The organism is Mycolicibacterium brumae, from assembly GCF_025215495.1.
GTDB classification, from domain to species: Bacteria; Actinomycetota; Actinomycetes; order Mycobacteriales; family Mycobacteriaceae; genus Mycobacterium; species Mycobacterium brumae.
In genome coordinates this window covers 1,738,138-1,753,232 of sequence record NZ_CP104302.1, presented here as the reverse complement: position 1 = coordinate 1,753,232, position 15,095 = coordinate 1,738,138, and the positions used below count along the sequence as shown (strand labels likewise).

Sequence of the window (15,095 nt, the reverse complement as noted above, 5' to 3'; positions counted from 1 at the left end):
CCGCTCAGCTGGTCAGCAGCCCGGTCTCCACCAGCATCTGCTGGGTGGCCTCCAGGTCGTCGAGTTCGGAGAGGTCCACCGCGGGCGGGTTCAGATCGGCCAGCGGCGGCATGTCTCCGTCGGGCTCCACCCCGGCGATCAGCGGATACTCGGCGGTCTCGGCGGCGAAGTACTTCTGCGCGGACTCCGAGATCAGGTAGCCGGCGAACTGCTGCGCGGCCGAGGGGTGCGGCGCGGACTTCAGCACGCCGACGCCGGCGACGTTGACCAGCCCGCCCGGATCGCCGGGCGCCATGAACTGGTTGCGGGCGGTGACGTTGTCGGCGCCTTTGCTGTCGATCAGCTCAGAGAGGTAGTAGTGATTGACCAGGCCCAACGGCAGGGTTCCGGCGTCGACGGCGTCGCGCACACCGCCGTTGCCCTCAAAGGGCTGCGGGTCCTGGGCCTTGAACGCCGTCAGCCAGTCCCGGGCGCCGTCTTCGCCGCGCAGCACCCGCAGCCCGGTGACGAAGGACTGCCAGGAGGCATTCGACGGGGCGAACCCGATCTTGCCGTTCCACTGCGGGTCCAGCAGGGCGTCGATGGTGTTCGGCGGTTCGGGCGCCAACTCCGGGTTGTAGACGACGACCCGGGCCCGCCCGGACACCCCGACCCAGCTGCCGTCGGCGGCCGAATACTGGTCCGGGACGGCGGCCAGCGTGGTGGCGTCGATCGGGGCGAACAACCCGGCGGCGGAGACCGCGCCGAGCGCCCCGGCGTCCTGGGAGAAGAACACGTCGGCCGGGGACTTGTCCCCCTCGGTGATCAGCTGGGCGGCCAGCTCGCCGGATCCGGCGTAGCGGACCTCCACCTCGATGCCGGTGTCGGCGGTGAACTGTTTGAGCAGCGGGTCGACCAGCTTCTCGCTGCGCCCGGAGTAGACCACGACCTTCTGCTCGCCGGCCTGTTCCTCGGTGGTTTCCGACGCCTCGCCGCCGGAGCCGCAACCGGCCAGCGCGACCGCCGCCGAACCGAACGCCGCCGCGAACTTCATCCGTATTCTCGCCATGAACTCAGGCTAGCCTCACCATCGTTTCCCCAGGGGATTCCCGCCGAATCCCGCCGGCGGCGACGGCGGCGCTACGATATGGGTCTGCACAGCGCAGAACCGCGCCCCCCGCGCGCTTTCGAAAGGACCACCGTGCCAGAGGCCGACGGCAACCTGGTGGTCACCGTGCTCAGCCTGCTGGCCATTCTGGTGCTGACCGCGGGCACCGCGTTGTTCGTGGCCGCCGAGTTCTCCCTGACCGCGCTGGAACGCAGCACCGTCGACGCCAACGCCCGCACCGGCGACCGCCGCGACCGCTTCGTGCAGAAGGCGCACCGCACGCTGTCGTTCCAGCTGTCCGGCGCCCAGATCGGCATCTCCATCACCACCCTGGCCACCGGCTGGCTGGCCGAGCCGGTGGTCGCTCGCCTGCTGCGCCCGCTGTTGGACGCCGTCGGCCTGCCCGAACGGTGGGCGTCGGGGGTGGCGCTGGCGCTGGCGCTGCTGATCGCGACCTCGCTGTCGATGGTCTACGGCGAGCTGGTGCCGAAGAACCTGGCGGTCGCGTTGCCGGTCAAGACCGCCCGCGCCTCGGCCGGCCCGCAGCTGCTGTTCTCCACGCTGCTGACCCCGGCGATCAAACTGACCAACGGCATGGCCAACCGGATCGTGCGCCGGATGGGCATCGAACCCGCCGACGAGCCGCACTCAGCCCGCTCCGCGCGGGAGCTGGTGTCGCTGGTGCGCACCTCCGCCGAGAGCGGTTCGATCGACACCGCGACCGCCGCCCTGATCGACCGCTCACTGCAGTTCGGTGAGCTGTGCGCCGAGGACCTGATGACCCCGAGATCCAAGATCGTCACCCTCGAGGCCGCGCAGACGGTCGCCGACCTGGTGGAGGTGGCCGACCGCACCGGCTTCTCCCGGTTCCCGATCGTCGACGGCGACCTGGACGCCACCGTCGGCATCGTGCACGTCAAGCAGGTCTTCGAGATCCCCGCCGCGCATCGCGGCATCATCACCTTGGCCCCGCTGGCCCAACCGGCGCCGGTGGTGCCGACCACCCTGGACGGCGACGCCGTGATGACCCAGATCCGCGCCAACGGGCTGCAGACCGCGATGGTCGTCGACGAGTACGGCGGCACCGCAGGGATGGTCACCGTGGAGGACCTGATCGAGGAGATCGTCGGCGACGTCCGCGACGAGCACGACGACAGCCGCCCCGATGTGCTGGAGTCCGACGGCAGCTGGCAGGTGTCCGGCCTGCTGCGCATCGACGAGGTCGCCGCGGCGACCGGCTACCGGGCCCCCGAGGGCGAGCACTACGACACCATCGGCGGCCTGGTGCTCACCGCGCTGGGCCACATCCCCGACGTCGGCGAATCCGTCGAGGTTCCCGCGTTCGACCCGGACGCCCACCTCGATGACCCGATCATGTGGCTGGCCACCGTGGTGGCCATGGACGGCCGCCGCATCGACGTGCTGGAGCTGACCGAGCTGGGCCCGCTGTCCAGCCGGGCTGGCGCCGAGCACACCGAGCCGGAGCCGCGCTGATGGGCGGGGATCTGATGGGCGTGCTGTTGACGGTGGTGCTGCTGGGCGCCAACGCCTTCTTCGTGGCCTCGGAGTTCGCGCTGATCTCCGCGCGCCGCGACCGGCTCGAGGCGCTCGCCGAGCAGGGCGCCAAACGCGCGGTGACGGTGATGCGGGCCGGCGAGCAGCTGTCGTTGATGCTGGCCGGCGCGCAGCTGGGCATCACCATCTGCTCGATCCTGCTCGGCCGGGTCGGCGAACCGGCCGTCGCGCACCTGCTGGAAGGCCCGTTCGGCCTGCTCGGCGTGCCCGACGCGCTGCTGCACACCATCTCCTTCATCGTCGCGCTGAGCCTGGTGGTGCTGCTGCACGTGCTGCTCGGCGAGATGGTGCCCAAGAACATCGCGATCGCCGGGCCGGAGCGCACCGCGATGCTGCTGATCCCGCCGTACCTGCTCTACATGCGGGCCGCCCGGCCGTTCATCGCGTTCTACAACTGGTGCGCCAACATCAGCCTGCGCGCGGTCCGGGTGGAGCCCAAGAACGAGCTTGAGATCACCGTGTCGACGGTGGAACTGGCCGAGATGTTCGCCGAATCGGTGTCCGAGGGGCTGCTGGACGCCGAGGAGCACACCCGGCTCAACCGGGCGCTGCAGATCCGCACCCGGGCCGCCCGCGACGTCGCGGTGCCGTTGGCCCAGGTCCGCGCGGTCCCGGTGGCCGGCGCCGGCGACGGGCCGACGGTGGCCGCGGTCGAGGCCGCGCTGGCCCAGACCGGCTACTCCCGATTCCCGGTCGCCGACGAGTCCGGAGCGTTGATCGGCTACCTGCACATCAAGGACGTGCTGGCGCTGACCGACCCGGCCGCGGTGGTCGACCTGGCGGTGGTGCGGCCGCTGCCCCGGATCCCGGCGACGCTGCCGCTGCCCGACGCGCTGTCGCGGATGCGTCGCAGCAACAGCCACCTGGCCCTGCTGACCGGCGACGACGATTCGGTGGTCGCCATGGTCACCCTGGAAGACCTGGTCGAGGACCTGGTCGGGACGGTGCGCGACGGCACCCACCGTGTCTGAGCCGCTGCAACCGCAGGTCTGGGCCGCGCGCGCCGCGGCGCACCGGGCCCGCGCCGAGGCGTTCCTGGCCCCGCACACCGAGCGTCGCCGGCGCGGTGAGGCGCACCCGGTCTGGGACTTCCTGTTCGACTACTACTCGCTGCGCCCCGGACGGCTGCGCCGCTGGCATCCCGGCTACCCGGCCCGACTGACCGGCCCAGCGGCCGAGGAGTACCTGGGCCTGGCCGGCTACCGCCGGCTGCCCGACGGGATCGGAGTCGGACCCGAACACCTGGCCGCCCGGACCGGCGCCGTCGAGCACATCCACCGGCTGCTGTCGCAAACCGCGGCCCGGCCGGCGCGGTTCGGCTGCTTCGGCATGCACGAGTGGGCGATGGTCTACCGCAGCCCCGCCCCGCGGCACGCCGGCGTGCCACTGCGCTTGGGCCCGGCCGGAACCGACGCCGTGCTGGAGGCGACCGGGCTGCGCTGCAGCCACTACGACGCGTTCCGGTTCTTCACCTCCGCCGCCACCGGGCGCAACGAGCGGCCGCTGACCCGGGACACCCAGCTCGCCCACGAGCAACCCGGCTGCTTACACGCCAATATGGATCTGGCGAAATGGTTGATGAAGCTGTCCCCGCTGGTCGCCTCCGAACTCCTGCTCGACGCCCTGGAGCTGGCCGCCGAGGCCCGTGAACTGGATATGCGGGCCAGCCCGTACGACTTGGCGGCGTTCGGGTTCACCCCGATCCGGGTGGAGTCCCCCGACGGCCGCGCGGAGTACGTCCGGGACCAGTCCCGGATCGCCGAGCGCGCCGCTGTGTTGCGCGCGCAGTTGACGCGGCGCTGCGCGGATCTGCTCGCCGAAACGCCGGCGCGCCGCGAGCCGATAGACCCGGTATGAAGCTGAACGCCGCCGTCGTCGCCGCCGGGCTGATGCTGGTCGTCGCGCTGCCCGCCGCCGCGCCGGCATCCGCCGAACAGAACTGCGAGCCGGCCACCACCCGGTTGACCCAGGTCAGCGCCGAGGCGGTCGACGGCACCATCTACGCCACCCCGCTCGGCGGCGGCGAGCAGCTGCGGCTGCGCGCCGACCTGGAGGCTTACCACCATTCGTCGGGCTTCGGCGCCCCGGCGCCCGAGGCGGTCACCGAATGGGACCAGACGCTCGATCAGGTCGCCGAGCCCGTCGACTCCAGCGACCCGAACTGGTACGGCAAGGCCAAGGCCCGGGTGTTCGCGCCGCGCACTCTCAACACCATCGCCGAGCGGCTCCCGGACGGCGCGCTGCAGGTCAGCTACGAGCCGGGCGAGCGGCCAGCCGACTGGTGCGCGATCACCTCCATCGAGCCCGTCGCGCCCTGAGCTGCGGTCCGCCGACGCTGGCGCCGTGGGAACCGGATGCCTGTCCCGGTACCATGGACCAGTTGCAGATATCTCCGGATCCAGAACTGAGGACTGATGACTGAACGCGTCGAGGTGGGCTCACTGCAGGTGGCCACGGAGCTGTACGACTTCATCACCAATGAGGCGCTGCCCGGCACCGGTGTGGACCCCGACGCCTTCTGGTCGGGTGTGGACAAGGTCGTCACCGACCTGACCCCGGAGAACGAGGCCCTGCTGGACCGTCGTGCCGAGCTGCAGTCCCAGATCGACAAGTGGCACCGCCACCACGTGCTGGACAAGCACGACCCGGAGGCGTACCGGGCGTTCTTGACCGAGATCGGCTACCTGACCGACGAGCCGGAGCCGTTCGAGATCACCACCGCCGGCGTCGATCCGGAGATCACCTCCACCGCGGGCCCGCAGCTGGTGGTCCCGGTGCTCAACGCCCGGTTCGCGCTGAACGCCGCCAACGCCCGCTGGGGCTCGCTGTATGACGCGCTGTACGGCACCGACGTGATCAGCGAGGACGACGGCGCGCAGAAGGTCGGCCCCGACGGCGGCTACAACACCGTCCGCGGCGACAAGGTCATCGCGTTCGCCCGCAACTTCCTGAACGAGTCGACGCCGCTGGAATCCGGCTCCTGGGAGTCGGCCACCGGCTTCGCCGTCGTCGACGGCGCGCTGAGCGTCACCCTGGACGACGGCGGCGCCACCGGTCTGGCCGACGCGGCGCAGTTCGCCGGCTACACCGGTGACGCGGAGCACCCGTCGACCCTGCTGCTGGTCAACCACGGCCTGCACATCGAGATCGTCATCGACCCGCAAACCCCGGTCGGCAAGACCGACAAGGCCGGCGTCTCCGACGTCGTGCTGGAGTCGGCGATCACCACCATCATGGATTTCGAGGACTCCGTCGCCGCGGTCGACGCCGCCGACAAGGTGCTCGGCTACCGCAACTGGCTGGGCCTGAACCGCGGCGACCTGTCCGAGGAGGTCGCCAAGGGCGAGCGGACCTTCACCCGGGTGCTGAACGCGGACCGGACCTACACCGCCCCGGACGGCTCCGAGCTGACCCTGCCGGGCCGCAGCCTGCTGTTCGTCCGCAATGTCGGCCACCTGATGACCAACGACGCGATCGTCACCGCCGAGGGCAAAGAGGTCCCCGAGGGCATCCAGGACGCGCTGTTCACTTCGCTGATCGCGCTGCACGGGCTGTCCGACAGCGAGGACAACGGCCCGCTGACCAACAGCCGCACCGGCTCCATCTACATCGTGAAGCCCAAGATGCACGGGCCCGACGAGGTCGCCTTCACCGCGAAGCTGTTCGGCGCGGTCGAGGATGTGCTCGGCCTGCCGACGGCCACCCTGAAGGTCGGCATCATGGACGAGGAGCGTCGCACCAGCGCCAACCTGAAGGCCTGTATCAAGGCTGCCGCCGACCGGGTGGTGTTCATCAACACCGGCTTCTTGGATCGCACCGGCGATGAGATCCACACCTCGATGGAAGCCGGCCCGATGATCCGCAAGGGCTCCATGAAGACCCAGCCGTGGATCCTGGCTTACGAGGACGCCAACGTCGACGCCGGCCTGGCCTGCGGTTTGAGCGGCAAGGCGCAGATCGGCAAGGGCATGTGGGCGATGCCGGACCTGATGGCCGACATGGTCGCGCAGAAGGTCGCGCAGCCGAAGGCGGGCGCCACCACCGCGTGGGTGCCCTCGCCGACGGCGGCCACCCTGCACGCGCTGCACTACCACCAGGTCGACGTCTTCGCCGTGCAGCAGGAGCTGGCCGGGCAGACCCGCACCACGCTGGAGGAACTGCTGACCATCCCGGTCGCCGACACCTCGGCGCTGAGCTGGTCGCCGGAGGACATCCACCAAGAGGTCGACAACAACTGCCAGTCGATCCTGGGCTACGTGGTGCGCTGGGTGGACCAGGGCGTCGGCTGCTCGAAGGTGCCCGACATCCACGACGTCGCGTTGATGGAAGACCGCGCCACGCTGCGGATCTCCAGCCAGTTGCTGGCGAATTGGTTGCGTCACGGCGTCATCACCGCCGGGGATGTGCGCGCCAGCCTGGAGCGGATGGCACCCGTGGTGGATCGGCAGAACGCCGGCGACCCGGCCTACCTGCCGATGGCGCCGAGCTTCGACGACAGCATCGCCTTCCTGGCCGCCCAGGAGCTCATCCTGGACGGGACCGAGCAGACCAACGGCTACACCGAACCGATCCTTCACCGGCGCCGTCGCGAGTTCAAAGCCCGGCAAAATAGCTGACGCCTGGTGGCGAACACCCCCGGGACAGCAGGCACGGTCGAGGCGAGAAGGTGACGCACATCCATGGGTAGGCACAGCAGGCCCGACGACGACGAACTGACGCCGGAAGGCTCCGACGCCGTCGAGGACGGCGCCGACGCGGGCTGGTGGCAGGACTCCGACGTCGACGGCGACGAAGGCGACCCGTCGGACCCGGATTACGCCGACGAGTACGGCGAAGCCGACCTGGGCGGCGTCGAATTCTTCTATGAGGACGACGAGTACGACGACTCCGAATCGGCCGGCGACGGCGAATTCGTGGAGTACGAGGACGACGTCGAGGTGTCCGACGAGCAGCGCTACGCCGACGACTACGACGACCAGACGCCGCTGGCGCCGCAGTTCGCGGCCGCCGCGGCCGCGGTCCCGGCCGGATCCGCCGCCCCGGGCCGCAGCCACCGCAGCGACGGTGAGCTGACCGGCAGTCACCGCATCGCCGTGCAGTCCCGCCGCGGCGTGAGCCGGGGCGTGGTGATCGCGCTGATCGCCGTCGTCGCGGTGGTGGCGCTGGTCATCGGCTGGCAATTCTTCGGCAGCGCGCTCGACGACCGTTCCAAGGAAGCCGCGGCCGCCTGCGTCGACGGCGAGGTGGCCGTCGCGGTGCTCGCCGACCCGGCGATCGCCGACGTGGTCAGCGGTTTCGCGGAGAAGTTCAACGAGGCCGCCGACCCGGTCGGCGACCTGTGCCCCGCGGTGACGGTGGCTTCCGCCGATTCCCGCGCCGTGGTGGCCGGGCTGACCGGCGAGCAGTGGCCCGCTGACCTGGGCGAACGCCCCGCGCTGTGGATTCCGGGCAGTTCAGCGTCGGTGGCCCGGGTCAGCGAGGCGCTGCCGCAGTTGATCTCCTCGAGCCCGTCGATCGCCACCTCCCCGGTGCTGCTGGGGGTGCGCCCGGAACTCAAGGACAAGCTGTCGGAGCAGAGCTGGTCGACGCTGCCGGGCCTGGCCACCGCGCCCGGCTCGCTGGACGGGCTCGGTCTGCCGGGCTGGGGCACGCTGCGGCTGGCGCTGCCGAACTCCGGAGACAGCGACGCGTCGTTCCTGGCCGCCGAGGCGGTCGCCGCCGACGGGGGCCCCGGCGCGGTCCGCACGCTGGTCGGCGCCGCGCCCGACGTCGACTCCGCCGACAGCGCCTTCGACGCGCTGCTGGGCGCCGACCCCGCCGCGGCGCGCGTGCACGCGGTGGCGACCACCGAGCAGCGGCTCTACCAGCGCGGCGCCGCGATGACCGACGCCGCCGACAAGCTGGCGTCCTGGTTGCCGCCGGCCCCGGTCGCGGTCGCCGATTTCCCGGCCGCCCAGTTCAAGGCCGACTGGCTTTCCAGTGAGCAGGTAGGCGCCGCGAGCCAGTTCGGCCGGTTCCTGGCCGAGCCGGAGCAGCAGGCCGCGCTGGCAGCCGCCGGTTTCCGGGTGTCCGGGCAGTCGAACCCGGACAGCTCCGTCGTCGACTTCGGGGCCTCGATCGATCAGCGGCTGGAGACCGGTGACGCCGCCGAGCGCGCCACCGTCGCCAACCTGCTCGACGCGCCGGCCGGCGGATCGGCCACCTCGATCATGCTGGACCGGTCGCTGAGCCTGGACGCGGTCACTCCCGCGCTGAAGGCGCGCCTGGCGGCGCTGCCGCCGGGGGCGTCGGTCGGGTTGACGACGTTCGACGGCTCCGGCAGCGACACCGCCGTGACGCTCGGCCCGCTGTCCGACGATGTGGGCGGACAACCCCGCAGCGCGGCGCTGGACGCCACCCTCGACGGGCTGTCCACCTCCGGCGGCGGCGCGGTCTCGTTCACCACGCTGCGCAATGTGCTCGCCGAGGCGCAGACGGGTTACGCGCCGGGACAGGCGAATTCGGTCCTGGTGATCACCGCCGGACCGCACAGCGATCAGTCGCTGGGCGCCGACGGCCTGCTGGAGTTGGTGCGCGGTGTCGATCCGACCACCCCGGTCGCGATCAACGTGCTCAACGTCGGCGATGACCCCGACGCGCCGACCTGGCGGCAGGTCGCCGAGATCAGCGGCGGGACCTACCAGGGCGCGCCGTCGTCGAACTCCCCCGAGTTCACCGCGGCCCTGGACTCGCTGCTGAGTTAGCTCGGGCGGGACCAGCCGGCTTGGGCATGCGTCGACGGTGGTGCCTGGCCGCGAGCGGCCAACGACGGCACGTTTTCCTTCGCCAGCGGCCAACGACTGCACGAGTGGCCGACGAGGAACACATCGTGCCAGGACCACCTTGCGCGAGGCGTACGCCATGGAGCCGTCGTGCGCCAACTGGCCGCTCACGGCGGTCTACGTGCGCTAACTGGCCTTTCGCGAACCTGCGCGCACGGGTCGTGTCAGGGTTCGCTTCACGACACTAGGTCGCGGTCAACTCGAAGATCGGGAAGCGACGCCCCTGGGCCGTCTTGGTGTACTCGGCGAAGCCCTTCGAGCGGTCGGTGAACCGCGTCCACGCGGAATCCCATTCGTCGTCGCCCAGTTCGCGTGCGCGGACCTGCTCGGTCACGATCCCATCGTCACCGCGCCGTTCGACGGTGATGTCCGGGTGCGCCCGGAGGTTGTAGACCCACGCCGGATTCTTCGGCGATCCGGCGGCCGAGCCGACGACGAGGATCCCGCCGTCGGACGGCAACCCCATCAGCGGACTCTCCAATTCCCGTCCCGAGCGGGCGCCGACCGTGTGCAGCACGACCAGGTCCGACCCGAATCCCATGGTGGAGACCATGCCGTCGTTGTCCCGGAACTCACTGATGATGTCCTCGTTGAAACCCATAGCCTCAGGTTTACACCGTCGCGCCTCACCGCCGCCCAGCCGCCGGCGAGAATTGCCGCGCTGAAGCCTCCCGGCGCCGTCGGATACTGGATCGGTGAGGGGTTGGGCCGAGGCAATGCGGCTCAGTTGTGTGTGGGTGACGTGTCTGCTGGCGGCGTGGGCCGCCAGCGGCGTCGCTCCCTGGACGATGATTCCGCTGCTCATCATCTTGGTCCCGACCTCGGCGCTGGCGTTTCGCCGCCCCGAGCCCTCTCCCGCCGTGCTGATCGCCGAATCGGCGACGGTGTTCGGGCTCTGGCTGGGGCTGTGGCTGGTCGGCTTCGCCGGGATGGGGCATCGCGACGGCGCCGAGCACTACTCGATCCTGACACTGCTGTTCGGCCGGAACCACACGCCGCTGAGCCACACCCTGGCCGAGGCCGGAATGGTCATCGGGGTGCTGTCCTGGAATCTGCTCACCCTGGTGTCGCTGAGCGGGCAGACCCGCAACAATCCGGGCTGCGACCGGCTCACCAAGGCGGTGTTCGCGTTGATCCCGTCGATGAGCGTGCTGCTGCTGGTCTGGGTGCTCGTCGGGCGGGCCTGGTTCGGGGCGATAGGCGCCGGGCTGCTCACCATCGTCTTCCAGGGCCCCATGCTGATCGGCATGCTCGGGATCACCGCGGTCCTGGCGCTGACGCAGCGCCCCGGCCTGCCGCCGTGGTTGGTGCGGGTTCAAGCCGGCGCACTGGTCACCATGTGGTGCGCGTTGCTGCTGTTCGGCGCGGCATTCGTCGACTCGACCGATTGGAGCACCGAACCCAGTAAGGAGTACATGTCGGTGCTGACCACCATGTTCGGCGACGACACGCTGGAGCTGAGCCGTCGACTGGAGAATCTCGCCGGCACGGTGCTCTGGTGCTCGTGGTGGGTGCTGCTGGCGGCGCTCATCGCCGCCCGCACCCGGTGGGTTCGGCGCGCGATTTACGCGTGAGCCCTTTCGCGCGACTCCTCGCCACTCGCAAGCTCGCGGCTCGTCATCACGCGTGAGCCCTTTCGCGCGACTCCTCGCCACTCGCAAGCTCGCGGCTCGTTGTCACGCGTAACTCTCCACCGGCGGGCAGGAGCACACCAGGTTCCGGTCGCCGAACGCCCCGTCGATGCGGCGCACCGGCGGCCAGAACTTCGGCCGGTAGTTCTTGCCCAGCGGGTAGGCGGCCTGCTCCCGGGTGTACGGGTGGTCCCAGTCCGCGACCAGTAGGCACTCGGCGGTGTGCGGGGCGCCGCGCAGCGGGTTGTCCTCGACCGGCCACTCGCCGGAGCCGACCCGGTCGATCTCCGCGCGGATGGCGATCATCGCGTCGCAGAACGCGTCGACCTCGGCGCGGCTCTCGCTCTCGGTGGGCTCCACCATCAGCGTTCCGGCCACCGGGAAGCTCATGGTCGGCGCGTGGAAACCGAAGTCCGCCAACCGTTTCGCCACATCGTCGACGGTGACGCCGGTGGCCTTGGTGAGGGGCCGCAGGTCCAGGATGCACTCGTGGGCGACCATGCCGTTCTCCCCGGTGTAGAGCACCGGATAGGACTCGTCGAGGCGGCGCGCGATGTAGTTCGCCGACGCGATCGCCACCAGACTCGCTTCCCGCAGACCGGCGGCGCCCATCATCCGGATGTAGGCCCAGGTGATCGGCAGGATCGACGCCGAGCCGTACGGAGCGCCGGAGACCGGGGCGCCGCCACCGAGGCCCTCGGCCAGCGGGTGCCCGGGCAGATACGGCGCCAGGTGCGCGCGCACCGCGACGGGGCCGACGCCGGGCCCGCCGCCGCCGTGCGGGATGCAGAACGTCTTGTGCAGGTTCAGGTGGCTGACATCGCCGCCGAAGCGGCCGGGCCTGGCCAGCCCGACCAGCGCGTTGAGGTTCGCGCCGTCGACGTACACCTGGCCGCCGGCGTCGTGGACGGCCGCGCAGATCTCTTCGATGTCGTGTTCGTAGACGCCGTGGGTGGACGGGTAGGTGATCATGATCGCCGACAGGTTCGCGGCGTGCTCGGCGATCTTGGCGCGCAGGTCGTCGAGGTCGACGTCGCCGTTGGACCGGCAGCCCACCACCACGACGCGCATGCCGGCCAGCGCGGCCGACGCCGCGTTGGTGCCGTGCGCGGACGACGGGATCAGGCAGATGTCGCGGTGTCCCTCGCCGCGGGCGGCGTGGTAGGCGTGGATGGCCAGCAGCCCGGCGTACTCGCCCTGCGATCCGGCGTTGGGCTGCAGGGACACGCCGTCGTAGCCGGTGATGGCTCGCAGCCAGTCGGTGACGTCGGCGATCAGTTTGCGCAGGCCCGGGGTGTCGGCGGCGGGCGCGAACGGATGCTGGCGGGAGAACTCCGGCCAGGTGATGGATTCCATCTCGGCGGCCGCGTTCAGCTTCATGGTGCACGATCCCAGCGGGATCATGGTCCGGTCCAGCGCCAGGTCCTTGTCGCTGAGCGCCCGCAGGTAGCGCATCATCTCGGTCTCGGTGCGGTGCGCGTGGAACGCCGGGTGGGTGAGGAACTCCGTGCTCCGCGGCGCGCCCAGGCGGTCGATGCCCGAGGGGGCCGCGGCGGCCACGCCGAATGCCTCCAGCACGGCGGCGACGTGCTCGTCGGTGGTGGCCTCGTCGCAGGACACCGACACCGTATCGTCGTCGACGCGCCACAGGTTGATCCCGGCGGTCTTGGCCGCCGCGACGACGGCGCCGGCGCGGCCCGGGACCACGGCGGTGACGGTGTCGAAGAACCGCTCGTTGACCGACGCCGCACCCAGGGCGTCGGCGATCCGAGCGGCGTGGGAGTGCACCCGGCGGGCGATCGCCGTCAGGCCGTCGGGGCCGTGGTAGGCGGCGTACATGGCGGCCAGCACGGCCAGCAGCGCCTGGGCGGTGCAGATATTGCTGGTCGCCTTGTCCCGGCGAATGTGCTGCTCACGGGTCTGCAGCGCCAGGCGGTAGGCGTCGGCGCCGTCCGCGTCCTTGGACACCCCGACGAGGCGGCCGGGCAGCTGGCGGGCGTGGCTGGTGTGCACCGCGAGGTAACCGGCGTGCGGGCCGCCGAAGCCCATCGGCACCCCGAACCGCTGCGCGGAGCCGAAGGCGACGTCCGCGCCGAAGTCCCCGGGGGCGTTGATCAGGGTCAGCGCCAACAGGTCGGCGCCGACGGCCACCAGGGCGCCGCCGGCGTGCGCCGCCTCGACCAGCGGGCCCCAGTCGGTGATCCGGCCGCTGGCCCCGGGCAACTGGACGATGACACCGAAGAACTCGTCGGGCGAGTCCGGAAAACCATTGCGCAGATCGGCGGTGACGATTTCGATGCCCAGCGGTTCGGCGCGGGTGGCCAGCACCGCGGCGGTCGCGGCGAACACGTCGGCGTCGACTAGCAGCCGGTGACGCTTGCCGCGCGCGGCGCGATGCATCAGGGTCATCGCCTCGGCGGCCGCGGTCGCCTCGTCGAGCATCGACGCGTTGGCGACCTCGAGGCCGGTCAGGTCGGCGACCATGGTCTGGAAGTTCAGCAGCGCCTCGAGGCGGCCCTGGCTGATTTCGGGCTGGTACGGGGTGTAGGAGGTGTACCAGGCCGGGTTCTCGATGATATTGCGCAGCAGCACCGGCGGGGTCAGCGTGTCGTAGTAGCCCTGCCCGATCATCGACACCGCGACGGTGTTGGCCCGGGCCAGGGTGCGCAGTTCGGCGAGCGCCTCGTGCTCGGTGGCCGGGGCGGGCAGCTCATCGAGGCCGGGAGCCCTGCCGTCGGCGCCGAGCCGGTCCAGGATGCCCGCGGGCAGCGCCTTGGCAGCCAGTTCGTCGAGCGAGGACACCCCGATCACGGCGAGCATCTCGGCGATGTCGGCGGCGTCCGGGCCGATGTGGCGGTCGGCGAATGCGGCGACGGAATCGTTGGTCACGACGGATCTCCTGGTGAGGATGCGGGCGCGCTATGCGCGACGGCTGCGCTCCTCCCCCTCTGTCGTCCACCCGAACCGGGCGCCTGAGAGATTCAACCCGCGGCGCGGGCCTTTCCCCATGGGCGGGCGCACTGCGCCGCTTTCCAGAGGCATCGGGATTCGGCGCGGTCCGGGGTGCCTGAGAGGTTGGCGGAGAGGTGTTGCTCCTTCGGCGTCCGTGGCTGGCTGCCACAGAACTCTCCCGCGCAGACGCGATGCGGAACCGAGTTTAACCGACTGAGCCGTCAGCGGTATTGATGGGACCGCCGGCTACAGCTAGCCGGTCTTGCGGTCGCGGCTGCGCCGGCGCGACGCCAGCTCGTCCTCGGGGCTGGCGATGGACTCGCCGCCGTCGGCGCGCTCGCCCGGGAAGTCGGAGATGGTGCCGGTCAGCTCGCGCATGGCGCCGCTGACGGCGATGCCGAACACACCCTGGCCACCCTGGAGCAGGTCGACGACTTCTTCGGCGGAGGTGCACTCGTAGACGGTGGTGCCGTCGGAGAACAGCGTGATGTTGGCCAGGTCCTCGACGCCGCGCTGGCGCAGGTGGTCGACGGCGACGCGGATGTTGTGCAGCGAGATGCCGGTGTCCAGCAGTCGCTTGACGATCTTGAGGACCAGGATGTCCTTGAAGGAGTACAGCCGCTGGCTGCCGGATCCGGCGGCGCCGCGGATGGAGGGCACCACCAGCGAGGTGCGGGCCCAGTAGTCCAGCTGGCGGTAGGTGATGCCGGCGATCTGGCAGGCACTGGGGCCGCGATAGCCGATCAGTTCGTCGGGAACCGAGTCATCGGGGAACAGTCCGGGCTGGACTGCGGGTGCGCTTCGCGGGGCGCCGAGATCCAGCTGCTCCTGCCGTGGCTCTTCGCCCACCGTGGTTCCTCTCGCCATATCAGCCCCTGGTGGCGGTGACAGCGCACCGCCGTATGCTTCGAGCCCGATTGCCCAAAGCATACGCTGCCCGAGTCGACCATCCGGGCAGGTCCGGATCCGAGTTGGGATCCGCATCTGGTGGCACAAGTATGAGCTGCGTCATGGCGGCCGTACCCACTC

At 70.8% G+C, this 15,095-nt stretch carries 11 protein-coding genes and 1 riboswitch; of the genes, 7 read left to right on the top strand and 4 right to left on the bottom strand.

Translation table 11 applies throughout. The annotated features are described in order from the left end of the window. Nucleotides 1-4 precede the first annotated feature (4 nt). The gene (locus L2Z93_RS08475) at nt 5-1,048 is read right to left on the bottom strand and encodes an iron ABC transporter substrate-binding protein (protein WP_234786258.1); all 1,044 of its coding nucleotides are present in this window, start codon (nt 1,046-1,048) and stop codon (nt 5-7) included. Nucleotides 1,049-1,180: 132 nt separating this feature from the next. On the opposite strand from L2Z93_RS08475, the gene L2Z93_RS08470 reads away from it, so the two are divergent. From L2Z93_RS08470 to L2Z93_RS08445, 6 genes are all read left to right on the top strand, one after another. Further along, nucleotides 1,181-2,581, top strand: a complete 1,401-nt coding sequence (locus L2Z93_RS08470) for a hemolysin family protein (protein ID WP_234786257.1) — start codon at nt 1,181-1,183, stop codon at nt 2,579-2,581. Then, on the top strand, nt 2,581-3,633 hold the full coding sequence (locus L2Z93_RS08465) for a hemolysin family protein (protein ID WP_090592890.1): 1,053 nt from the start codon (nt 2,581-2,583) through the stop codon (nt 3,631-3,633). Before L2Z93_RS08470 ends, L2Z93_RS08465 begins: the two co-directional genes overlap by 1 nt. Then, nucleotides 3,626-4,519 carry a 3-methyladenine DNA glycosylase gene (locus tag L2Z93_RS08460; protein ID WP_090592886.1) on the top strand — a complete coding sequence of 298 codons (894 nt, stop codon included), beginning with the start codon at nt 3,626-3,628 and terminating at the stop codon, nt 4,517-4,519. The genes L2Z93_RS08465 and L2Z93_RS08460 overlap by 8 nt, the downstream gene beginning before the upstream one ends. Continuing rightward, nucleotides 4,516-4,980: a hypothetical protein gene (locus L2Z93_RS08455; protein WP_090592884.1), complete on the top strand. Its 465-nt coding sequence runs from the start codon at nt 4,516-4,518 to the stop codon at nt 4,978-4,980. The genes L2Z93_RS08460 and L2Z93_RS08455 overlap by 4 nt, the downstream gene beginning before the upstream one ends. A 96-nt stretch (nt 4,981-5,076) precedes the next feature. Next, a complete protein-coding gene (locus L2Z93_RS08450; protein WP_090592881.1) occupies nt 5,077-7,278 on the top strand; it encodes a malate synthase G in 2,202 nt (733 codons plus the stop codon). A gap of 63 nt (nt 7,279-7,341) precedes the next feature. After that, nucleotides 7,342-9,405 (top strand): substrate-binding domain-containing protein, encoded by a 2,064-nt coding sequence (locus tag L2Z93_RS08445; protein WP_090592877.1) that lies wholly within the window; start codon nt 7,342-7,344, stop codon nt 9,403-9,405. Nucleotides 9,406-9,667: 262 nt separating this feature from the next. Here the strand turns inward: L2Z93_RS08445 and L2Z93_RS08440 are convergent, their stop codons facing one another. Then, the gene (locus tag L2Z93_RS08440; protein ID WP_090592873.1) at nt 9,668-10,084 is read right to left on the bottom strand and encodes a nitroreductase/quinone reductase family protein; all 417 of its coding nucleotides are present in this window, start codon (nt 10,082-10,084) and stop codon (nt 9,668-9,670) included. 130 nt (nt 10,085-10,214) lie between these two features. Between L2Z93_RS08440 and L2Z93_RS08435 the strand changes: the two genes are divergently transcribed. After that, nucleotides 10,215-11,057, top strand: a complete 843-nt coding sequence (locus L2Z93_RS08435; protein WP_090592870.1) for a hypothetical protein — start codon at nt 10,215-10,217, stop codon at nt 11,055-11,057. Between the two features lie 102 nt (nt 11,058-11,159). Here the strand turns inward: L2Z93_RS08435 and gcvP are convergent, their stop codons facing one another. Both gcvP and L2Z93_RS08425 read right to left on the bottom strand, forming a co-directional pair. Beyond that, a complete protein-coding gene (gene gcvP / locus L2Z93_RS08430; RefSeq protein ID WP_090592866.1) occupies nt 11,160-14,003 on the bottom strand; it encodes an aminomethyl-transferring glycine dehydrogenase in 2,844 nt (947 codons plus the stop codon). Between the two features lie 155 nt (nt 14,004-14,158). Next, nucleotides 14,159-14,257: riboswitch (glycine riboswitch) on the bottom strand. Nucleotides 14,258-14,318: 61 nt separating this feature from the next. After that, on the bottom strand, nt 14,319-14,915 hold the full coding sequence (locus tag L2Z93_RS08425; RefSeq protein ID WP_162562028.1) for a MerR family transcriptional regulator: 597 nt from the start codon (nt 14,913-14,915) through the stop codon (nt 14,319-14,321). Nucleotides 14,916-15,095: the final 180 nt, after the last annotated feature.